Genomic DNA, 22990 nt, shown 5'->3' on the forward strand with positions numbered 1-22990 from the left:
ATGAATCCGCAAACCACGAGCAAGGTTGGACACCAAATGACCGAGCTGCCGCTGCTTTTCACCCCGCTGCAACTGCGCGACCTCGAACTGAAGAACCGGATCATGGTCTCGCCGATGGCGACCTATTCGGCGCGCGAGGGGCGCGCCACCGATTGGCATACCGCGCATATCGGCAAGCTCGCCGCCGGCGGCGCCGGTCTCGTGTTCGTCGAGCAGAGCTCGGTAAACACCCAGGGACGCATCACCCATGGCTGTCTCGGCATCTGGGATGATGCGCATATCGCGGACCATGCCGCGCTCGCCGCGCTGATCCACCGCTTCAACGCCAAAGCCGCGATCCAGATCGCACATGGCGGCCGGAAGGGCTCGTCGCAGCGGCCGTGGGAAGGCGGCAATCCGCTCGGCGAAGCCGACGTCGAGGCGCGCGGTGAAGGCCCATGGCAGATCGCGGCCTCCAGCGGCATTCCGTTCGACGACGGCTGGCCGGCGCCGCAGATGATGACGTCAGAGCAGATCGATGCCCTGGTGGACGACTACCGCCAGGCGTTTCGCCGTGCCCGGGCTGCCGGTTACGACGTCATCGAACTGCACTGCGCGCACGGCTATCTGATGCACTCGTTCCTGTCGCCGCTGGCGAACAACCGCAACGACGAGTATGGCGGGTCGCGCGAAAATCGCATGCGCCTGCCGCTGCGGATCGCTGCGATCATGCGCGAGGAATGGCCGGATCATCTGCCGGCCTTCGTCCGCATCTCGTCGGTCGACGGCGTCGACATCGGCTGGGGAATCGAGGACTCGATTGCATTTGCGACCGAGCTGAAGGCGATCGGGATCGACATGGTGGACTGCTCGTCGGGCGGCATGAAATTGCCGCGCGGCAATTCGCTGGTGTCGCGAACCCCGGGTTTCCAGGTGCCGTTCGCCGAGCGTATCCAAAAGGAAGCCGGCATGCCGACGGTCGCGGTCGGATTGATCCGCGAGCCGGACTACGCCGAAGCCATCTTGCGGGACGGCAAGGCGACGCTTATTGCACTTGGCCGCGAACTGCTATGGAATCCGAACTGGCCCGCGCAAACGGCGCTTGCGCTCGGATGCGACCCCGAGTGGACCAGTTGGCCGGAGCAATATGGCTGGTGGCTGAAGCGGCGGGTGGCACAGCAGGGACGATAGCGATGCCGGTGGCGAAGAAGGATGCAGCGAATGCCGGCGCGACCGCTGGTGCGCGGCCTTTCGACCGCCCCGATTTCCCCGGCGACACCTCGCGCGACCTGCCGAAGATGGACAATGCGGTCAAGTCGGCGCGGCGCGTGTTCGACGTGCTCGAATTCTTCGAGGAGCACCAGCGGGCCGCTTCCGCGATCGAGGTCGCGGCCGCCCTGAAATTCCCACAGTCCAGCACCTCGGCGCTGATGCGGACGATGACGGCGTTCGGGTATCTGCATTACGACACCAGCCGCCGCACCTATATCCCGACGCCGCGGATCTCGATGTTGGGGCACTGGCTGAGCCCCGCGCTGTTCACCCGGGGGCGCCTGGTCAATTTGATGAACGAACTCTCCGAGAGGACCGGCGAGACCATCATGCTCGCGGTGCGCAACGGGCTCAGCGCGCAATATGTCCACATCATTCAGGCCAGACTGCCGATGCGGCTGTATGTCAAGGCCGGAACGCTGCGGCCACTGGCGCGATCCGCATCGGGCTACGCGCTGCTGTCGGCCTATCCGGACAAGGAGGTCCGCCGCCTGGTGCGCCTGATCAACGCCAACGAGCCGCGCGCCGATCGGCAGGTCGACATCAAGGCGCTGCTGCTGGAGCTGAAGCAAGTCCGCGCCAAGGGGCATGCGTTCTCGCTCGGCCTGGTCACGCCGGGTGCGGGCGCCGTTGCCATGAACCTGCCGCCGATTGCGGAATCGAACGAGCCGCTGGTGCTGTGCGTCGCCGGACTGAACGATGCGCTGGTCACGCAGGAGACCGAGTTCGCCGACCTGATGCGGAAGGCGATCGAGTTTCATCTGGCGGACTGAATTGATGTCACCGGCCAATCTGCGCCCGCGCGTGGCATACAAACCGAGACAGCGCAAAGTTCACTCGGCGGAATTCATGCGCCATGTCCGGCTTCATGCCATCTGCGCAAGTGGCCCTGCGGGCAGCGCTTGTCACGGCTATGGCTTTTCCGCATCATTGAGCGCAAGACAACATCGCAAGCAGGGCATGGCCGAACGGCCAGCCAGAGCCAATCAACACGAGGAACGCTGTGGCGGAGAGTGAGAACATCGTCGCCGAGACCGCGGAAAAGATTTTCGCCGATCTCGCGGATGCGCAGACCATCAATCACGACAAGCAGGGCGCATGGAAGGCGCCGCTGTGGCAGGCGCTGACCGAAGCCGGCCTGCCGCTCTCCTGGGTGCCCGACGATCTCGGCGGTTCCGGCGCCAGCCTCGCGGAAGGTTTCAGCGTCCTCAACGTCGCCGGGCGGCACGCGATCGCTGTTCCGCTGGCCGAAACAATGCTGGCCGGCTGGCTGCTGACGCAAGGCAAGCTCGCCTCCCCGGAAGGCGAGATGACGGTTGTCCCTGCGAGCCCGAAGGACCGCGTCACGGCTGGCGCCGACGGCTCGCTCTCGGGCCGTGCGCGCGGCGTGCCGTTTGCCAAGGACGCGAAGCATTTCGCGGTGCTGGCGAGCGGCAAGGACGGCATCTCGATCGCGCTGGTCGACGCCGCGAAGTGCCGGATCGAATCCGGCATCGGGCTCGGCGGTGATCACAACGACACCGTCACGCTCGACAAGGTGCAGCCCATCACCACCAAGCCCGCGCCGAAGGGCTTTGACCAGACCACGCTGATGCTGATGGGCGGCGTGGTGCGCAGCCTGCAGATCGCCGGCGCGCTGGAAGCGATGCTCGATATCTCCGTGCGATACTCGAATGAGCGCGTCGCGTTCGAGAAGAAGATCTCGAAATTCCAGGCGGTGCAGCACAACCTCGCGCGTCTCGCCGGCGAAAATGCCGCGGCACTGGCCGCCGCGACCTCCGCGGCCGATACCATCGCGAGCGCCACCTCGCTCGACAATGACGCGGTGTTCCTCGAAGCAGCGGCGGCCAAGATCCGTTGCTCGGAAGCCGCCGAGAAGGGCAGCAGCATCGCCCACCAGGTGCACGGCGCGATCGGCTTCACCATCGAGCACATCCTGCACCGCTATTCGCTGCGCGCATTGGCGTGGCGCGACGATTTCGGCTCGGAGAGCTACTGGGCGGTCGAGCTCGGCAAGCTGGTCGCCGAGCGTGGCGCCGATGAATTGTGGCCGCTGGTGGCTTCGCGCTGAGATCAGGCAGAAAGATCAGGACTGGACATCATGACTGCAGCCCTTCGTTTCGATCCGATCCGCCTGCCGGAAAAGTGCGAGCAGCTCCGCAAGGAGGTGCGCGCCTTCCTCGCCGAGGAAATCGCCGCCGGCACTTTCGATCCCCACGCGCCGAACCGCGAGGACAATGACGCGCCGGAATTCTCCCGCCGCGTCGGCGCCAAGGGTTGGCTCGGCATGACCTGGCCGAAGAAATACGGCGGCCAGGAGCGCTCGTTCCTCGAACGCTATGTCGTGACCGAGGAGATGCGGGTCGCGAACGCGCCGACCCGGCGCTTCTTCGTCGCCGACCGCCAGAGCGGGCCGGTGCTTCTGAAATACGCGCCCGAGCACATCAAGATGGACATCCTGCCGCGCATCTGCCGCGGCGAGGTCTGCTTCGCGATCGGCATGAGCGAGCCGAACTCCGGCTCCGACCTGTTCGCGGCCAAGACCCGCGCGACCAAGACCGACGGCGGCTACCTGATCAACGGCACCAAGATCTGGACCTCGTCGGCGCACATCGCCGACTACATGATCGCGATCTTCCGCACCTCGCCGCCGACCAAGGAGAACCGTCGCCACGGCCTGACCCAGTTCCTGGTCAAGATGAAGCAGCCGGGCATCCAGGTGAATCCGATCGGCCAGATCACCGGCCAGTTCGAGTTCAACGAGGTCGTCTTCACCGACTACTTCGTGCCCGACGATCACGTGCTGGGCGAGGTCGACGGCGCCTGGAAGCAGGCGACATCCGAGCTCGCCTATGAGCGCTCGGGCCCCGAGCGTTTCCTCGAAACCTATTACGTGCTCACCGAGCTGGTGCGCGCCGTCGGCAAGAACCCGGACACCCGCAGCGCCGAGGGTATCGGCCGACTGGTGGCGCAGGTCCACACCATGCGCCGCATGTCGGTGTCGGTGGCGGGCATGCTGCAGGCCGGCAAGGAGCCGGTGGTGGAGGCTTCCATCGTCAAGGACATTGGCACGGTGTGGGAGCAGCAGCTGCCGCATCGCGTTCGCGATCTCGCGGCTTTCGTCGAGGAGACCGCGACCAATCGCGAGACGCTGGAGAAGCAGCTCGATTTCGCCATCAAGACCGCACCCAAGCTGACGATCCAGGGCGGCACCACCGAAGTGCTGCGCGGCATCATCGCCCGCGGCCTTGGTTTGCGCTAACCGCGCAGGCTGGCTTGCGCTAATTCAACGAGGACAGATCAATGACCAAATACACTGATATCGGCGTCGAGACCCACGGCCATGTCGGCCTGATCGAAATCCGAAAACCGCCGCTGAATTTCTTCGACGTCGCGCTGATCAACCAGATCGCCGACGCGCTGGAGGAGTTCGACAACAACATCGAGATCCGCGCCTCGGTGCTGGCAGCCCAAGGCAAGGCGTTCTGCGCCGGCGCCAATTTCGGCGACCCGGCCCGCCAGGAGCAGGAAGAGCGCGCCAAGAGCGATCCGGCCTCCAACCTGCCGATCAACCATCTCTATGTTCAGGCGGTGCGCATCTTCCGCAACAAGAAGCCGATCGTCGCGGCGATCCACGGCGCCGCGATCGGCGGCGGCCTTGGCCTTGCCGTCTCCGCCGACTTCCGCGTCGCCTGCCCTGAGGCGCGCTTCGCGGCGAACTTTACAAAACTCGGCTTCCACCCGGGCTTCGGCCTGACCACCACGCTGCCGGAACTGATCGGCAAGAACAACGCCGAGCTGATGTTCTACACCAGCCGCCGCGTCACCGGCGAAGAGGCCTATCGCTGGGGCCTCGCCAACGTGCTGGTGCCGCAGGACCAGGTGCGGGCGGAAGCGATGAAGCTCGCGCAGGAGATCGCCGAGTGCTCGCCGCTCGGCCTGGTCTCGACCCGCGCCACCATGCGCGCCGGCCTCGCCGACCGCGTGCTCGCCGCGACCAACCATGAGCTGGAAGAGCAGACCAAGCTGCGCGCGACCGAAGACTTCAAGGAAGGCGTCAAGGCCACCGCCGAGCGCCGCGTCGCGAACTTCAAGGGGCGGTGAGGCCTTCCTCTCTCAAAGGCCGTTCTCTCTCAACATGGTCGTCCCTGCGAAAGCAGGGACCCATACGCCGCGGCCAGCGGAAAGAGCACAAGCGGCGTTACCTTGCTCCGCCAACACCATTCGGTGGTTATGGGTCCCTGCTTTCGCAGGGACGACGGTGGGGAGATGGTACGCTAGCCCCTCGGCACCACCAGCGTATCGACGATCGTCACGCCCTGCCCGTCCGGGTGCACCAGCACGGGATTGACCTCGATCTCGGCGATCTCGCCTGCATGCTGCGTCGCCAGCACTGAAATCTGCGAGATCAGCCGCGCGAGTGCCGTAACATCGGCCCTCGGCGCACCGCGAAAACCGTGCAGCAGCGGCGCGGCCGTTAGGGTCTGCAGCATCGTGGTCGCCTCCGCTGGACTCACCGGCGCCGGACGGTAGACCACGTCCTTGAACAGCTCGGTGGTGATGCCGCCGAGCCCCACCATCACCATCGGCCCGAAGGTCGCGTCCAGCATGGTGCCGACGATGATCTCGACGCCTTTCTTCGCCATCGGCCCGACCAGCACGCCCTGGATCGCAGCGTCCGGCCGCTGCCTCTGCACGCTCTCCAGCATGTCGCGATAGGCGGTGAATGCCGCGCCCTTGGCCGCGATGTTGACGCGGACGCCGCCGACCTCGCTCTTGTGCGCGATCGAGGGCGACTGGATCTTCATGACAAGCGGAAAGCCGGCCCGCTCGATCGCGGCATCCAGCCCGTCGCGATCCGTCACCAGCACCTCGTCCGGCAACGCGATGCCGGCGGCGCGCAGCAGCGCCTTGCTGTCATGTTCGGAGAGCGTCTTCGCTGTGAGATGCGCGGAAAGATCGTGCGTCCGCGATGCCGATGCCGCGATCTCCGGCGCAGGCTTGAAGCTCGCATAGTCGGCCAGCCGCCGCATCGCGACGCCGACATGGGTTAGCCCCGAAAGCACCACCACGCCCGACTTCGCCAGCTCCTGCCGCGCGAACCGCGACGGCAGCGTGTAGGAATAGAACAACACCGGCTTGTTCTGCCTTGAGATCACCGGCTTCAGCTCGGCCTCCTTGAACGGCATCCGCGTCTCGCTGGACAGCGACAGCACGACCAGGGTCGCATCGACCTCGTCGGACGCGTCGAACAGCTCGATGCTCTTCTGCAGGCCACCGGAGGAGACGCCCTGCGCGGTGACGTCGACCGGATTGCCCGCCGCGCCATAGGACGGCATCCATTGCTTGATCTGGCGCTGGATATCGGCCGACAACTCCGGCACCCGCAGGCCCTGCATCGAGACGGTGTCGGCGCCCCAGATGCCGGCGCCGCCGGACACCGTCAGCACCGCGACGCGATCGCCCTTCGGCAGTGGATTGGTGGTCAACACGGCAGCAATCGTCACGGCCTCGTCGAGATCGTTGGAGACGATGAAACCGTATTTCGCGAACACCGCATCATAGGCCGCCGACCAGCCCGCCATGCTGGCGGTGTGCGAGGCCGCCGCGCGCTCGCCGGCGCCGGAACGGCCGACTTTGCTGACGATGACGGGCTTCCTGAGCTCGGCCGCGTGCTTCGCCGCCGCGAGGAACTTGTCGACGTCGCGGATGCCCTCGATGAACAGCAGGATCACATCGGTCGAGGGATCCTGCACCATGTAGTCGAGGAACTCTCCGGCGCCGAGATCGCTCTCATTGCCGGCGCTGACGACGTAGCTGAGGGCTATGCCGAGCGCCTTGGCGCGATGATAGATGGCAAAGCCGATGCCGCCGCTCTGCGCCACGATGCCGATCCGCCGCGGGCTCGCGACCAGATCAGGCACGTCCGGCTTGACGTCGACGGTCGGGCTGAAGGTCGCGGCGACCTTCTGCACCTGGCTGTAGAACCCTTCCGCGTTCGGGCCACTGATCCGCATCCCGGTCCGCTTCGCCAGCGCCACGATCGAATCCTGCATCTCAGCGCTGTCGCCGCCCTCCTCGGCGAAGCCCGAGGAGATGATGACGGCGTTCCTGACGCCGGCGGCCGCGCACTGCTCCAGCGCCGGCAGCACCGCACGCGCGGGAATCACGATGACGGCGAGATCGATCGGTGCGCCGATCTCGGCGATCGACTTGAAGCATTTCAAGCCGTCGATCTCGTCATAGTTCGGATTGATCGGATAGAGCGCGCCGGGATAGCCGTTCTTGCGCAGCATCGCCAGCAGCCGCCCGGGGATCTTCTCATGATCGCGCGAGGCGCCGATCAGCGCGATGCTCTCTGGTGCGAAGAAGGAATCGAGCGGATGCGGCATGGGGGCGTTCCGGTTGTTATTGTTGCGCTCGACGATATTGGATCGATGACGCGAGCTCAATCTCTCACCGTCATCCTGAGGAGGCCGCATCGCGGCCGTCTCGAAGGATGAATCGGCCCGGTCGGGGGCGTGCACCCTTCGAGGCTCGCTCCGCTCGCACCTCAGGATGACGGGATTGACACCGCGTAGCCCGGATGGAGCGCAGCCCAATCCGGGATAGTCCATCCGTGGAAAGTGCGGCCCCGGATTTCGCTTCGCTGCATCCGGGCTACGGAATCACGCCGTCAGCTTGAACGTCACGCCGCAGAGCAGGAACTCATCCCCCACTACCGCACAGCCCCTGGCTTTCGCGGCATCCAGCACCCTCGCCTTGTCGGCGACCTTGAACGTCAAGCCGCTCATGATCTCGCTGTCGCCCTTGACGAAGCGGAACGTCGCGTTCGGCAGCTTAACTACAGTGCCGTCGGCGGGAATGCCGACGATCTTCCCCCAATGCGCCGCCAACCCCTCAGGCTCGGGGCTCTGCATCTCGACCTCGGTCAGCGCCAAAGTCGTGTCCTTGCGGATCGACTCCTGCCAGTCCGGGCCGGCGGGTGGATACGGCCCCAGCACATCGTCGCTGCCGTCGGTGTGGTTGAACTCGATGAAGGCGGCGCGGCAGTCGCGCGGGTGCAGTTGCACGCCGTGATACGGCGCGTGCGTGATCACGTTGGCGGTCCGCACACCGATCGCATTGGCCTTTGCGCCGCGCGCGTCGGGATCCTCGCAAGCGAAGATCGCCATGTAGCCGCCGCGGCCGCCGGTCTTCTCGATGAAGCGGCCGGCCGCCGTGCCCGGCCCCGGCTGGAACGGCGCGACGACCTCGAGCAAGATGGTATCGACCGGCAGCAGCGCGTTCTCGAGGCCATATTTGGCGACGTTGCCGTCGCGGTAGCAGACGTCGAGGCCCATGATCGCGGAGATATCCGCGATCACGGGCGCGAGCTGCGGCGCCACCAGGCAGATCTGCCGCAGCCGCATGTACTCGGCCATGTGATAGCTCACGGCTTACTGACCCTGGAAGGTCGGCTTGCGCTTCTCGACGAAGGCCTTGGCCGCTTCCTTGTGGTCGGTGGTCTCGCCGGCACGGGTGTGGTGGATCGCCTCACCGTCGAAGCAGGCCTCCAGCGTCATGGTCTCGGCATTGTTGATGTTGCGCTTGATGTAGCCGAGCGCCACCGACGGGCCCTGCGCCAGCGAGCGCGCCAGCTCCAGCGTCTCGGCCTCGATATCGGCATCGGGCACCACCTTCGAGACCATGCCGAGGTGGTAGGCTTCCTGCGCCGACAGCACCGGCGACATCATGTAGAGCTCGCGCGCTTTGGCGCTGCCGAGCATCTTGGTCAAGAAGTAAGTCCCGCCGTAGTCGCCGGAGAAGCCGACCTTGGCAAAGGCGGTGGTGATCTTGCAGGAGGCGCTGGCGACGCGCAGATCGCAGGACAGCGCGATGGAAAGGCCTGCACCGGCCGCCGCACCGTCGAGCTGCGCTACCACCGGCTTCGGCATCGTGTGCAGGATGCGCGAGACCTCCATGCCGCGGCGCAAATTGGCCATCTTGGCCTCGAACGGCAGCGGCGCGCGGCCTTCCGCCATCGACTTGACGTCGCCACCGACGCAGAAGGTGCCGCCGGCGCCGCGGATCAGCACCGCTCGCACCTCGGTATCGTCCTGCGCGCGCCGCGCCGCCTCGACAAGGCCGCGCGTCATGTCCGGATTGAGCGCATTGCGCCGATCCGGACGGTTCATGGTGATGGTGAGCAGGCCCTGGTCGAGGGATTGGAGAACCATCTGATTGTCGCTCATGGCGTTTTGCCTTTCGTTGTTGTTTTGAATTCGTCATTCCGGGGCGATGCGCAGCATCGAACCCGGAATCTCGAGATCCCGGGTTCGCGCTTCGCGCGCCCCGGGATGACTGCGTGACTTCGTCACTTCTTCACCAGCGGGCAGCGCGATTCCGACAGCGGCTGGAACGCCTGGTCGCCCGGCACGGTCGCGAGCAGTTTGTAGTCGTCCCAGCGGCCTTTCGATTCCGAGGGCTTCTTGACCTCGAACAGGTACATGTCGTGCACCATGCGGCCGTCCTCGCGAATCCGGCCGTTCTTGGCGAACATGTCGTTGATCGGGGTCTCCTTCATCACCTTCATGACGGCGGTCGCGTCCGTGGTGCCGGCGGCCTTCACCGCCTGCAAATAATGCGTCACCGAGGAGTAGACACCGGCCTGGGCCGAGGTCGGCACCCGCTTGGTGCGCTCCATGTAGCGCTTGGTGAAGGCTCGGGTGTCGTCATTGAGATCCCAGTAGAACGCTTCCGCCAGCAGCAGCCCCTGCGCGGTTTCGAGTCCGACGCTGTCGATGTCGGTCACGAAAGCCAGCAGCGGCGAGATCTTCTGACCGCCCTTGGTGATGCCGAACTCGGCGCCCTGCTTGATCGCGTTGATGGTGTCGCCGCCGGCATTGGCGAGCCCGATCACCTTGGCCTTCGAGGCCTGCGCCTGCAGCAGGAAGGAGGAGAAGTCCGAGGTGTTGATCGGATGCCGCACGCTGCCGAGCACCTTGCCGCCCGATTTCACCACGACGTTGCTGGTGTCCTTTTCGAGATCCTGGCCGAACGCATAGTCCGCGGTCAGGAAGAACCAGGTGTCGAGGCCGGATTTCACCGCGGCAAGGCCGGTCACGTTGGCCTGCGCGAAGGTGTCGAACACGTAGTGCACAGTATAGGGGCCGCAGGCCTCGTTGGAGAGGCGGATCGAACCCGGACCGTTGAACATGATGATCTTGCCGCGCGCCTTGGCGATCTCGCCGGCGGCGAGCGCGGTCGCGGACGCCGCGACGTCGAAGATCATCTCGACGCCCTGGTTGTCGATCATGTCGCGGGCGATGTTGGCGGCAAGGTCGGCCTTGTTGAGATGGTCGCCGACCACAATCTCGATCTTGCGGCCCAGCACGGTGCCGCCGAAATCCTCCGCCGCCATCTTGGCCGCGGTTTCGCTGCCCGAGCCGGTGATGTCGGCATAGAGGCTCGACATGTCGAGGATGCCGCCGAGCTTCAGCGGAGGCTTGTCCTGCGCCAGCGACACATTCGCCGAGATCGCAAACACACAGGCCAACACGCCGGCCAAAACCCGTCTCATTCAAATCCTCCCTTGAGATGCGGACCTCGTTCAACAAGGTCCGTGTCGAGGGCCGGATCATGCCGCATGGCCCGCACTGCAGCAAGCCGCAGCGGCAGCAATCTGTTTTCCGCTAAGCGGAATGACACGCTGCGCCGACCATTTCTCCGCGCGATGCGATCAGAGGTGGAAGTCGGGCACGGTCTGATAGGGCGTTCCGGCCGGCAGGCCGAGGAACAAATACTGCATGCCGTATTGTCCGGCGAACGCCGACGCCACGGAGTCCATGATGACGTGCCCGCCCAGATCCAGATGCAGTTCCGGGCGGGTGATCGGCCCAAGCGTGTAGGCCGGCACTGTTGTCTCGTTGATGTGCAACGCATCGAAGGCGGCGGACACGGCCGACAGCGAGGCCGCATTGCCGGCGAGGTCGACGACGCTGGAGCCATTGGCGGCGAAGCCGGTCACCGAGAACGAGGCGGCACGATTGGTCGACGACACGATGTGATCGAACACCAGCTTCGAGGGATCGCCGAGCAGTGCGGTTGCCGCGGCATCGTAGATCGCGCTGCCGCCGTCGTTCAGCGTCAGGAGCGGCGTGCCGCTGATGACGTGCACCGCCTCGTTGAAGCCGACGGTGAGTTGCACCAGCGAGCCCGTCGCCGCGACGCCGCCGGACGGCGTTGCCGCAATCCCGGTGAAATAGGGCGCAGTGGTGTCGAGGGTAAAGGTCAGGCTCGACGACGCGCTGACATTGCCGGCGGCATCGAGCTCCTGCACCGTCACGGTGTGCACGCCGTCCGTGGTGAAGACCGGCGCCACCGTCGAGAAGCTCGCCGCGCCGTCGGCCTTGAAGCGCAGCGTGTCGGCCGGATCGGATTTGGTGTAGTCGATCAGCGGATTGCTGGTGATGTGGTCGGCGCCCGAGAAGCCGGTGTCCTGGTGCAGCGCCAGCCCCGGCGCCGCGGGCGGCTTGGTGTCGCCGGTGAAATTGATGGTGCCGCTTGCTGCGCCGGCATTGCCGGCGATGTCGGTGTAACTCGACGCGGTGACGGACAGATTGGCCGACAGATGATCGGTGACGTCGGCGGTGAAGACCGCAGTGTAGATATCATGGCCTGCGCTGTTGACGCCGACATGGACGAGACTGCCCAGCAGGCCGTCATGGACGGCGATGTCACTAAGTCCGAAGCCCGCGACCGCCTCGGAGAAGGTGAACGTCATCAGCGCCGTGTCGCCGGCGTGCAGCACGGTATGGTCGGCCGCCACCGAGACCGTCGGCGCATGCGTGTCGCCGCCGATCGTGGCGGTGTTGCTGGCCGCGCCGGCATTGCCGGCATCGTCGGTATAGCTTGAGGCCGTGATCCGGATCGATCCCGCCAGCGCATCATTGATATCGGGCGCGAAGGTCGCGGTGTAGACGTCCTGCCCTGACACGTTGAGCCCGACATGGACCAGGTTGCTCAGCACACCGCCGGCGACGACGGTATCGCCGAGCGTGAAGCCTGCGACATGCTCGGAGAATGTGAACGTAACGACCGAATTCTGGCCTGAAAGCAGCGTGCTCGGGCTCGCCGCGACCGACACCGTCGGAGCCTTGGTATCGCCGGTGAAACTGATGGTGTTGCTTGCCGCACCGGCGTTGCCGGCGACGTCGGTGTAGCTCCAGACCGAGACCTGCACCGAGCCGGCCTCGGCGTTGCTCTCGTCCGGCGTGAAGGTTGCGGTGTAGACATCCTGGCCCGATGCGTTGACGCCGACATGGACCAGATGGCCCAGAGCCCCGCCATGCACCGTGACGTCAGCGAGCGCGAAGCTTGCGATCTGTTCGGAGAAGGTGAACGTCACCAGCGCGGTCTGCCCCGCCAGCAGCGCGTTGCGGTCAGCCGCGATCGACACCGTCGGCGCCAGCGTGTCGCCGCCGATCGTGGCGGTGTTGCTCGCCGCACCGGCATTGCCGGCGAGATCGCTGTAGCCGGACGTATTGACCTTCACCGAGCCGGTCTCGGTGTCGCTGACATCGGGCGTGAAGGTCGCGGTGTAGACGTCGTGGCCGGAGCTGTTGAGCCCGACATGCACGAGATTGCTCAGCGCGCCGCCATGGACGGTGGTTGCGGCAAGGGTGAAGCCCGAGACGGCCTCCGAGAAGGTGAAGGTCGCAACCGAGAGGTCGCCGGCCAACACCGCGTCCGGGTTGAGCGTGACGGAGACCGTCGGCGCCAGCGTGTCGCCGGTGAAGGTGACCGTATTGCTGGCCCCGCCGGCATTGCCGGCCGTGTCGTTGTAACTGGACGCGTTGACCTGCACCGAGCCTGCTTCGGCGTTGGTGACATCAGGCGTGAAGGCTGCCGTGTAGATATCCTGGCCGGCGCCGTTGACCCCGACATGGACGAGGCTGCCCAGCGTGCCGCCGGCGACGCTGACATCGCCTAGCGCGAAGCCTGAGACGGCCTCGGAGAAGGTGAAGGTCACGACCGCGGTCTGACCGGCCAGCAGCGTGGCGTGGTCAGCCGAAACCGACACCGTCGGTGCCTTGGCATCGCCGGTAAAGCTGATCGTGTTGCTCGACGCGCCGGCATTGCCGGCGACGTCGGTATAGCTTGATGCGTTGACCTGGACCGAACCCACCTCGGTGTTGGTCACGTCGGGTGTGAAGGTCGCGGTATAGACGTCACGGCCGGAGCCATCGACGCCGACATGGGTGAGGTTGCCCAGCGACCCACCGCTGACGCCGACATCGCCCAGCCCGAAGCCGGCGACGGCTTCCGAGAACGTGAAAGTGACGAGCGCGCTATCGCCGGCGCTCAGCGCGGTATGATCGGCGGTGACCTGCACCGTCGGCGCCTTGGTATCGCCCGTGAAGGTGATCGCGCTGCTCGCCGCGCCGGCATTCCCCGCGGTGTCGGTATAGCTCGATGCGTTGACCTGGACCGAGCCTGCCTCGGTGTTGGTCACGTCGGGCGTGAAGGTCGCCGTGTAGACGTCCTGGTGCGCGGCGTTGAGGCCGACATGGACGAGGTTGCTCAGCGCACCGCCGCTCACGGTCGTATCCGACAGCGCAAAGCCCGCGACCGCCTCGGAGAAGGTGAAGGTGACGGTCGAGGTCTGCCCGGCCAGCAGCGAACTCGGGCTCGCCGCAACCGACACGGTCGGCGCGACCCCGTCGATCACCAGATGCAGATCGGTCGCCGCATGGCTGACGTCAGCATCCTGTCCGCCGGGATCCTTGATCGTGCCGCCGTTGAGCGAGAGGCTCTGCACCTGCAGATCCGGCGTGCTGTCGCCGGCCTGCACTGTGTAGCTGAACACCAGCGCGAGCGAGCCGCTGCCGCTGACATAGGTCGCGGCCTTGCCGTCGTTGAGCAGCAGCTCCGGCGCCCCCGTCACGCTCACCGTGTTGCTGAAATTGACCGTGATGGTGACGACCTTGCCGATGTTCAGCGCCGTGAGGTGACCGGTGGTGTCCGACGTGACCGAGGCGATGCTCGCCTGCGACCTGAGCTCGAGATGCGGCGAGGCCGAGCCGTCAGAGCCGAGGCTCAACGAGCTGGCTGTGGCGCCCGCGCCAAACGTCAGATGCAGCGAGGCGAGCGTCGTCCCGCCGCTGCCCTTTACCACCAGCACGCCGTTCGCATAGGACAACGCGGCCGTTGCGTCATAGGCGATGTTGCCGAAATCGATCGTGTCGCCGCCGGAAAAGCCGGTGACCGCCGTGCCGAACGATGTCCCGGAGAATGCCGCGGCATCGAGCACGAGCTTCTCGGTGCTGCCGTCGGTGAAGGCGATCGCGCCCGTTCCCGCCGCGCCGCTCGACGCGAGCTCGAGGATCGAGCCCTTGATGACGGTGCCGCCCGAATAGGTGTTCTGCGCAGACAGCACCAGCCGGCCACCGCCGGTCACCTCGACATCGCCCGGGCTCGCGCCATCGGAAATGACACCGCTCTGGGTGACGGTCTCGCCGGCCGCGACATTGAAGACCGGATCGCCCGCGACGGTGATGTTGCGGGCGTGCGTGAAGCCATCGGTGAAGCTGATGCCGGTGCCGTCGCCGAGCTTCAGGATGCTGGTGACCGCGCCGAGATTGACGTTGGCCGAGATCGATACCCTCGTGCCGGTGCCGCTGACCGTGGTGTTGCCCGTATAGGTGTTGTTGCCGCCGAGAATGACGGTGCCGCCGCCGCTGATGACGAGGCCGCCGACGCCGGCATTGGCACCGGTGCCGCCATTGCCGCTCTGGTCCGCGATGTCGTTGGCGACAGTCAGCGTCTGGCCGCTGCCAGGCGTGAAGCTGAGATTGTTGTTGCCCTGGATGAAGATGCCGGACCCGATGCCCGAGCCGCTGGCCTGCCCGATGCCATTGGTGCCGCCGCCGACGGCGTTGAAGCCCGAATCGTTTGAAAGCGAACCGCCCTTGATGGTCAGCGAACCGCCCTGCTGAACGAAGACCGTGCCGCCCGCGCCAAGTCCGCCGCCGCCACCCGGCGCGCCGTTGCCGTTGGTGCCGCCATTGCCGCCGCCGAAGCCGCCCATGGCCCCGATGCCGCCGCCGCCGCCGAAGCCACCATTGCCGCCGTAACCGCCGCCGCCGCCGAAGCCGCCATTGCCGCGATAGCCGCCGCCACCGCCGTAACCGCCATTGCCGCCCGCAGCCCCGTTGCCGCCGCCGACACCGCCGCCCGGCCCGTAGGGAGCGCGGGCGCTGTCGCTGATCCAACCCGCCGCGCCGCCGCCGCCGCCATTGGCGCCGCCTGCTCCGCCATACCAGTAAAGCTCGGTCCCACCACCGATCGAGATCAGGTAACCGTCGCTGCCTTTGCCGCCTCCGGCGGCGTTGGGGATGATGCCTGGTGAACCGCTTCTAAAGAGATCGGTGTCGGCGCCCTGCGCGCCAAGGCCGATCCCGCCGCCGCCGCTGCTTCCGCCGCGTCCGCCCATCCCGCCGCCACCGCCGAGGCCGTAGTTGTAGGCCATACTGCCAGTGCCGCCGGCACCGCCGCTGCCGCCGATCGCGGCGCTGTTGTGGAAGGTGACGTTATCGATCGTAGCGCTGCCGTTCGACGAGACGAACAGCGCGCCGCCGAGCCCGGCGCCGCCGCCACCGCCGCCGCGGATCACACTGCCGCCCGCCGCCACCGTGTTCTGGATGGTCAGGTTCTCGAGGTTGACGTTGCCCGCATAGACGAAGAAGCCACGCTGGGCGTTGAGACCGTCGATCGTGTGCGTGCCGCCGTGGCCGTCGCTGCCGTTGATGGTGACGCTGGATCCACCCAGAAGATTGAGTGCGTACAGTTCCGACGTCAGGCCGAAGTTGGCGGTGATGTTGATCGTGTAATTGGCATTCGACGCGGCGTTCTGCCCGCCGGAATCCATCTGCAGGATCGCCGCGTTGAGCTCGGCGACGTTGGAGACGTTGAACACGCGCGTCGAGACGATCTGGACGATCGTTCCGCCGTTGGCATCCTGAGAGAGCTGGAAGCGGGTGCCGCCGTCGAGCCCGGTCACGGTTAGCGTATCGGTCGTGGTGCCGTTCGAGATCGAGAGCGTATTGCCGGACAGGCTGACGGTGTTGAGCGACGGATTCTGGGTGTTGTACGCCAACCCGGTGAGATCGATCTTCTGGCCGGGATTGAAGTTCGAGATGCTGTTGGCGAACGCATTGCCGTTCAGCGCGGCGTTGTCGATCTTCAGCGTGCCGCCGAGGCCCGACGTGAATGAAATGTTGCCGGTACCGGCGGCGCCATAGGTCGTGAGCCAGGCGGTGCCCGAATAGATCGTGGTGCTGCCATAGGTGTTGGCATGGCTGAGCACGAGCGTGCCGCCGCCATCGATGCCGAGATTGCCGCCGCCGCTGATCAAGGCGGTGTCGGTGACGGTCGCGCCGGTCCCGACCACAACAACGGAATTGCCGCCGACCACAATGGCGTCGTCAAAAGTTCCGCCCGATGTGAGCGAGAGATGCCCGCCGCTCAGGTTGAGCGTTCCGGTCAGACCCGCGAGCTGGCCGAGCCCAAGCTGCAAGGTGCCTGCGCCGGACAGGATGAACGTGCCAAAGCCGCTGATCGAGCCAGTGTCGGCGATCGTGCCCGACGAAATATCGAAGGTGCCGCCATTGGCGGTGACCTGAATGTCGTGCGTGAAGGTGTAGCCGCCGGTCGTGGTCAGCATGCCGCCGTTGAGGATCAGCGCGCCGGCTGAGCCGCCGATATTGTTGTCGGCCGTGATCGAGAGCGTGTTGCCACTGTCGATCTGGGTGCCGCCGAGATAGCTGCTGGCACCGGTCAGCGTCAGCGTGCCGCCGCCGGAGACGACCAGCTTTCCGGTCGTGCCGCTGCCGCTGACGCCGCGTTCGTCGGCGATCGAATCGGCGATCGTCAGCGTGGTGACGGTTTGCAGGCCCTGGAAGACCGTGGAAACGGTGTGCGTCGGGGTGACGACCATCGTGCCCTGGATGAAGATATCGCCATAGGCGGAGCCGTTGCCTGCGCCGTTGGCGCCGGTGCCGCCGGTCTCGGTCGCGCCCGACAGCGTGCCGCCGATGACGGTGAGCTTGCCGCCCTGCTGCACGAAGATGTTGCCGCCGGCACCTAACCCGCCGCCACCGCCGCCGGCGAGCGAGCCGCTGCCGGCGCCGAATCCGCCGGTGCCGGGCGTGCCGTTCGAACCGCCGCCGCCACCGCCGAACCCGCCATTGCCGCCGCTGTGCGCGTATCCGGTGCCATTGCCGGAGCCGCCGCCACCGCCGGCGAAGCCACCGTTGCCGCCGCCATAAATGCCGCCGCCGCCACCGCCGCCCATGCCGCCGGCGCCGCCATAACCGATGATGTTGCCCGAGGGACCGCCACCGACCGAATTGGCGCCGCCGATGCCGCCGCCGCCACCACCGACACCGCCACCACCACCGCCACCGCTCGCGCCGCCGCCGGCGTGCGCGCCATAGCCGGTGCCGCCGTAATTGTCGGCGCCCTGGCCACCGCCTGCCGCGCCTTCGATCGTCGCCGGCGTGCCGCCGGCGTTGCTCGCGCCGGTCGAGGGATGCTGGGTGTCGGAGCCGGCCTCGCTGTAACCGTTGCCGCCATTGCCGTGATAGCCGTAGTAGTCCTGACCGCCGAAGCCGCCGCCACCACCGCCGCCGCCATTGCCGCTGCCGCCGTCGGCCCCGATGCCGCCGCCTCCACCGCCACCACCGGCCGGGTCGACCGCGCCGCCATTGCCGCCCTTGGCGGTGTTGTTGCCGAAGTTGACGTTGTTGAGCGTGACGTCCGCGTTCTGACCGACGAACAGACCGCCGCCGAGGCCCGCACCGCCGCCACCGCCGCCGACCCCGCCATTGCCGCCGCTTGCCACCGCATTGATGATGGTGAGGTTCTTGAACGTCACCTTGCCGGCGACGACGACAAAACCTTGATAGCCGCGCGCGTCGATGACGTCGCTGTAGTCCTGGCCGCCGAGCTGGTTGTTGTAGTCGGTGTTGCCGTCGAAGGTCAGCGTCGAGCCGTTCATCAGATTGATGGCCGGCAGATCGTCCAGCAATTGCAGCGTGCGCGCGCCGGACGAGAGCGAGAAGTTGATGACGTAATCGGTGTTGGCCGCGGCGAGTCCGCCGCCGACGCTGATCGCGTTGATTGCACCGTAGAGCTGGAGATAATCGTGGAGGGGATCGGTGGTCGTCAGCGTGAGAACAACTGGGTTCGACACAAGGACCTCGGCAATATGCGTGAGCGACCGCGATCGGTCGCTGTTTCCAAAAATTGCCGAATAGTTATCGTGCGCCGCAACTCATTGGCAACAATAACGAATTCTCACTCCGCGCACGGAGTTGAGATGCTCAAGAGGTAAGGTTGACGCGCGCGAGGGCGCGGATCGCGGGCTCGAACGGCAATCTTCGCGACGACAAGGGACGTGCGAGACGCATTCGTCCCCGCAGCGGCCATGCATCGATGTGAAACGGCGATCTCGCGTCTGCGCGCAATGAGAAGCGCGGCAAGGAAATGATCGGCGATGCGTCGCCGAATCACGGTCGGCGCCGCCGATGCGGCTTCGCTTCGCTGGTGGCTCGGAGGCGATCTTTCCGCCAGACTGTCCGCGGCGACTGCGCTCCGAACGGAGCGCGCCGGAGTGACGAGTGCAGCATGACGCATCCGCGCGATAGAACACGTCAACGCTACCTGCGAGCGGCACTGATGGCAGCATGCGCGCTTGCGATCGTCGCATGTGTCGGACGCGCCGAAGCGGGTGGATGCGATTTCGAGGTTCAGGGCGAGGGGCGCGTCGCAGCCGTGGTCGATGCGCGCAGCTTGCGGCTGGACGACGGCCGTGAGGTCAGGCTCGCCGGCATCGAGGTGGCGGACCGCGCGAAGGCCACGGCGATGTTGTCGGCGCTGCTGGTCGGCCGCGAGGTGACGCTGCGCGGACAGGACGACACGCCGGACCGCTATGGCCGGCAGCCGGCCTACGCATTCCTCGAAGGCGGCGAGAAGCCCGTGCAAAGCGAGCTGCTGCGTCAGGGCTTCGCGCTGGCGTCGTCCGAGACCGCCGACAAGGATTGCGCCGCCGCGCTGATGGCGGCGGAGGCCGAGGCGCGGGCGGCCCGATCGGGAACCTGGGCCGAGTCCGCGGTCATAAAAAACGCCGAAAGTCCGGACGATATTTTGGCCGGGATCGGGCGTTTTACGGTGGTCGAGGGCAGGGTTTTGTCCGTGCGTCAAGCGGGGGCGACGACCTACCTGAATTTCGGCCGAAACTGGACTAGGGACTTTGCTCTGACTATTTCAAGGCGCATAGTCCCTGCGTTCGAGGCGGCCGGGCTTGCGCCCAAGTCTCTGGAAAATCGTAGGATTCGTGTCCGAGGCTGGGTGGAAGCGCGACGTGGGCCGCGAATCGAATTGCTCCGGGTGGGGCAGATTGAACTGCTCGGCGGGAACTAGGGGGCCTTCAGGCCACGGCCCGGCCGATTCGCGGGACAAATTTGTGAGTTTTTGACGTGACTGAGCGCGCAGGACGGCGTGAAAATGGGACTGGCCGCCGCCTTTCGGCTGCGCCGGCGCTCGTCTGCGCGGCCCTGATGCTGTCGGCCTGCGGCAATGTCGGCCGGTTCGAGCAAGCGGCGCCGACCGCGGCGGCGGCGCCGGTGAAGCCGAACCGCGTGGTGCAGCAGACGCCATCGAGCGAGCGCGAGCATGAGCGCATCCTGTCGTCCTATGGCGGCGCCTATGACGACCCGAAGCTCGAGGCCCTGATCAGCAAGACCGTCGAGCGGCTGGTTGCCGCGTCCGAACGGCCCGACCAGGCCTACAAGGTGACGATCCTCAATTCCGGCGCGGTCAACGCCTTTGCGCTGCCGACCGGCCAGCTCTACGTCACGCGCGGTCTGATCGCGCTCGCCAGCGACACCTCCGAGCTCTCCTCGGTGCTGAGCCACGAGATGGCGCATGTGCTGGCCAAGCACGCCGCGATGCGCGAGGACCAGGCGCGCCAGGCGGCGGTGGTGACGCGCGTCGTCACCGACATGAGCACAGATCCCGATCTCACGGCGCTGGCGCTTGCCAAGACCAAGCTGACGATGGCGAGCTTCTCGCGTCAGCAGGAGTTCGAGGCCGACGGCATCGGCGTCGGCATTGCGGCGCGCGCGCATTTCGACCCCTACGGCGCGTCGCGCTTCCTGACCGCGATGGAGCGCAACGCCGCGCTCAAGATCGGCAAGACCGCGCTCGATCCGCGCGCGCAGGATTTCACCTCGTCGCATCCGGCAACGCCGGAGCGCATCAACAACGCACAGACCACCGCGCGGCAATATTCCTCGCCCGAGAACAACGACCGCGACCGCGAGACCTATCTCGCCGCGATCGACAACATCGTCTATGGCGAGGACCCCAGCGAAGGCTTCGTGCGCGGCCGCCGCTTCCTGCATCCCAAGCTCGGCTTCACCTTCACCGCGCCCGACAATTTCACGCTCGACAACACCGCGCAGGCGGTGATCGGCGTGCGCGAGGGCGGCAGCCAGGCGATGCGCTTCGACGTGGTGCGGGTGCCGGCCGAGCAGACTCTCGGCGACTATCTGAATTCCGGCTGGATGGAAGGCGTCGAGCGATCCTCGACCGAGGACCTCAATATCAACGGCTTTCCGGCGGCGTCCGCCACTGCACATGGCGACCAGTGGCAGTTCAAGGTCTACGCGCTGCGCTTCGGCAGCGACGTCTACCGCTTCATCTTCGCCGCCAAGCAGAAATCCACCGAGAGCGAGCGCAACGCGCGCGAGACCGTCAATTCATTCCGCCGCCTGACGCTCGACGAGATCCAGGCCGCGCGCCCGCTGCGCATCAAGGTCATCAACGTGCAGCCCGGCGACACCGTGGAATCGCTGTCGCATCGGATGGCCGGCGTCGATCATCCGGCCGAGCGCTTCCGCGTGCTCAACGGCCTCGACGCCCACGCTCAGGTGAAGCCGCGCGATCGCGTCAAGATCGTGGTGGATTGAGGCGGCGAAGCGCAACTCGCGCCTCACTACCGCTGTCGTCCCGGCGAAGGCCGGGACCCATACCCACAATCATCCATTGATGGAAAAGCTGGGGCCGCAGCGCGCCCCAACAACATAGTCCTGTGGTTGGGTCCCGGCCTTCGCCGGGACGACGTGGAGAGAGAGTGGTTTATTTCGCCTTCTCCTTGAGGAAGGCGATGATGTCGGCGCGGTCCTTCGGATCCTGAACCTCGTAGAACATCTTGGTGCCGGGAACCATCGCGTCCGGACCGGTGAGCCATTTGTCGAGATTAGCCTCGGTCCATACGATCTTCGAGTCCTTCAGCGCCGGCGAATAATTGTAGCCCGCGACCGTCCCGGCGAGGCGGCCTACAACCCCCTTGTGCATCGGACCGACGTCGTTCTTGTCGATCGAGTGGCAATCGCCGCAGCCCTGGTACAGTGTGGCGCCGCGCGCCGGATCACCCGCCGCACGGGCGCTGTTCACGGCGAGCAAGATCGCGATGGCCGCCATCGCGGCAATTTTGGCGTGCCGCGGCGCCAGCACGCCTGCGATCGAACGAATGGTCATTCCCGGGGCTCTCCTGTTTGCCATCACAACAGGAGCAGCCTCGCTGCCATTCTATTCCCGGATATTTCGCCCGCCCGTAATTGCGCTGGACGCCGGCCTCATCGATCGCCGAGAATGGAACTCGGTGTTGAAGTTTTTTGCCGCCCGTGAGGAATTTCCGCGTCGTCAGCCGATCTATGTCCAAGCTGCCACCTCCGCAGCGGCGCCGGGTTTTTGGAGCATCCCCAGTGTTTCACAATCGGTTCGGCGCCGTCGCTCGACTTGCCGAACTCGGGTGCGTGCTTGCTGCGCTCGCACTCGCAGCAGCCACCGCTGCGCGCGCGGACGGTTGTCCCAAGCCGAGCGACGAAATTGCGACCGACCGGCCCGACGTCACCAATTCGAGTATCGTCGTGCCGGTCGGGAGCCTGCAGAACGAAAACGGCGTCAACCTCACCGGCCGCAACAGTGGCCGCAGCATCGACGGCAGCAACAGCCGCTGGCGGCTCGGCATCGCGCCCTGCCTCGAGGTGCTGATCGACCTGCCGAGCTATACCGGCCCGATGAGATCGCCGGGCGTCTCGGGCTTTTCCGACGTCGCGCCCGGCATCAAATGGCAGATCAGCCCGGTGCCCGGGAAGATCGACCTGTCGATCACCGCCGGTGTCGCGCTGCCGACCGGCGCCGCCGCCATCGCCGGGCGCGGCGCGCAGCCCTACATCCAGCTGCCATGGTCATGGGAGCTGCATGACGGCTGGGGCCTCAGCGGCATGTTCACGGAATTCTTCCGTCCCGCCGAGCTGACCGGCCAGCACATGTCGGAAGCGACCTTCGTGATCGAGAAGAAATTGACCGAGCGGATCAGCGTGTTCACCGAATATGTCGGCGACTATCCCGACGGCGCACGGCCGATCCAGCTGATCAATTCCGGCGGCATGTACCATCTAACGCCAACCCAGCAGCTCGACCTTCACGTCGCGTTCGGGCTCAACCGCAACTCGCCGAACTATATCGTCGGCCTGGGGTATTCGTTTCGCGTCGACGGGCTGTTTCGCTAGTCCACCTCCCCTTGAAAAGGGGAGGTCGCTTTGCTCGCCAGAGCAAAGCGGGTGGGGATCTGGTCTCTCCGCATGCAGCGTCACCTGCGGTGGACCCCCATCCCGACCTTCCCCCT

General features: G+C 66.1%; 14 protein-coding genes. 8 read left to right on the plus strand and 6 right to left on the minus strand.

Going from position 1 to position 22990, the window contains the following annotated elements:
* Nucleotides 1–36 precede the first annotated feature (36 nt).
* The 5 genes from XH92_RS41505 to XH92_RS41525 all read left to right on the plus strand — a co-directional run bounded on the left by XH92_RS41505 (nt 37) and on the right by XH92_RS41525 (nt 5355).
* Nucleotides 37–1170 (plus strand): NADH:flavin oxidoreductase/NADH oxidase, encoded by a 1134-nt coding sequence (locus tag XH92_RS41505; RefSeq protein WP_194457181.1) that lies wholly within the window; start codon nt 37–39, stop codon nt 1168–1170.
* Between the two features lie 2 nt (nt 1171–1172).
* Nucleotides 1173–2024: an IclR family transcriptional regulator gene (locus XH92_RS41510; protein WP_194457182.1), complete on the plus strand. Its 852-nt coding sequence runs from the start codon at nt 1173–1175 to the stop codon at nt 2022–2024.
* A gap of 230 nt (nt 2025–2254) precedes the next feature.
* A complete protein-coding gene (locus XH92_RS41515) occupies nt 2255–3322 on the plus strand; it encodes an acyl-CoA dehydrogenase family protein (RefSeq protein ID WP_194457183.1) in 1068 nt (355 codons plus the stop codon).
* Nucleotides 3323–3352: 30 nt separating this feature from the next.
* Nucleotides 3353–4513, plus strand: coding sequence for an acyl-CoA dehydrogenase family protein (locus tag XH92_RS41520; RefSeq protein ID WP_018269158.1), 1161 nt, complete (start codon nt 3353–3355; stop codon nt 4511–4513).
* Nucleotides 4514–4554: 41 nt separating this feature from the next.
* Nucleotides 4555–5355: an enoyl-CoA hydratase/isomerase family protein gene (locus XH92_RS41525; protein WP_024582673.1), complete on the plus strand. Its 801-nt coding sequence runs from the start codon at nt 4555–4557 to the stop codon at nt 5353–5355.
* Between the two features lie 173 nt (nt 5356–5528).
* Here the strand turns inward: XH92_RS41525 and XH92_RS41530 are convergent, their stop codons facing one another.
* From XH92_RS41530 to XH92_RS43790, 5 genes are all read right to left on the minus strand, one after another.
* Nucleotides 5529–7643, minus strand: a complete 2115-nt coding sequence (locus XH92_RS41530; RefSeq protein WP_194457184.1) for an acetate--CoA ligase family protein — start codon at nt 7641–7643, stop codon at nt 5529–5531.
* Nucleotides 7644–7919: 276 nt separating this feature from the next.
* Nucleotides 7920–8675, minus strand: a complete 756-nt coding sequence (locus XH92_RS41535) for a hypothetical protein (protein ID WP_194457185.1) — start codon at nt 8673–8675, stop codon at nt 7920–7922.
* Between the two features lie 15 nt (nt 8676–8690).
* Nucleotides 8691–9485 (minus strand): enoyl-CoA hydratase, encoded by a 795-nt coding sequence (locus XH92_RS41540; protein WP_194457186.1) that lies wholly within the window; start codon nt 9483–9485, stop codon nt 8691–8693.
* A gap of 122 nt (nt 9486–9607) precedes the next feature.
* Nucleotides 9608–10813: an ABC transporter substrate-binding protein gene (locus XH92_RS41545; RefSeq protein ID WP_194457187.1), complete on the minus strand. Its 1206-nt coding sequence runs from the start codon at nt 10811–10813 to the stop codon at nt 9608–9610.
* A gap of 159 nt (nt 10814–10972) precedes the next feature.
* Complete coding sequence (locus XH92_RS43790) at nt 10973–18487, minus strand: Ig-like domain-containing protein (protein WP_194457188.1); 7515 nt, start codon at nt 18485–18487, stop codon at nt 10973–10975.
* 434 nt (nt 18488–18921) lie between these two features.
* Here XH92_RS43790 and XH92_RS41555 point away from each other — a divergent pair, with 434 nt between their 5' ends.
* Together XH92_RS41555 and XH92_RS41560 are read left to right on the plus strand one after the other, a co-directional pair.
* A complete protein-coding gene (locus XH92_RS41555) occupies nt 18922–19716 on the plus strand; it encodes a thermonuclease family protein (protein WP_246788118.1) in 795 nt (264 codons plus the stop codon).
* A 137-nt stretch (nt 19717–19853) separates the two neighbouring features.
* Nucleotides 19854–21266 (plus strand): M48 family metalloprotease, encoded by a 1413-nt coding sequence (locus XH92_RS41560; protein ID WP_246788637.1) that lies wholly within the window; start codon nt 19854–19856, stop codon nt 21264–21266.
* 169 nt (nt 21267–21435) lie between these two features.
* On the opposite strand, the gene XH92_RS41565 is transcribed toward XH92_RS41560, so the two are convergent.
* On the minus strand, nt 21436–21837 hold the full coding sequence (locus XH92_RS41565; RefSeq protein ID WP_194457190.1) for a cytochrome c family protein: 402 nt from the start codon (nt 21835–21837) through the stop codon (nt 21436–21438).
* A 227-nt stretch (nt 21838–22064) separates the two neighbouring features.
* Here XH92_RS41565 and XH92_RS41570 point away from each other — a divergent pair, with 227 nt between their 5' ends.
* Nucleotides 22065–22874, plus strand: coding sequence for a transporter (locus tag XH92_RS41570; RefSeq protein WP_194457191.1), 810 nt, complete (start codon nt 22065–22067; stop codon nt 22872–22874).
* Nucleotides 22875–22990 lie beyond the last annotated feature (116 nt).

Origin of the sequence: Bradyrhizobium sp. CCBAU 53421 (genome assembly GCF_015291625.1) — a bacterium.
Classification (GTDB): domain Bacteria; phylum Pseudomonadota; class Alphaproteobacteria; order Rhizobiales; family Xanthobacteraceae; genus Bradyrhizobium.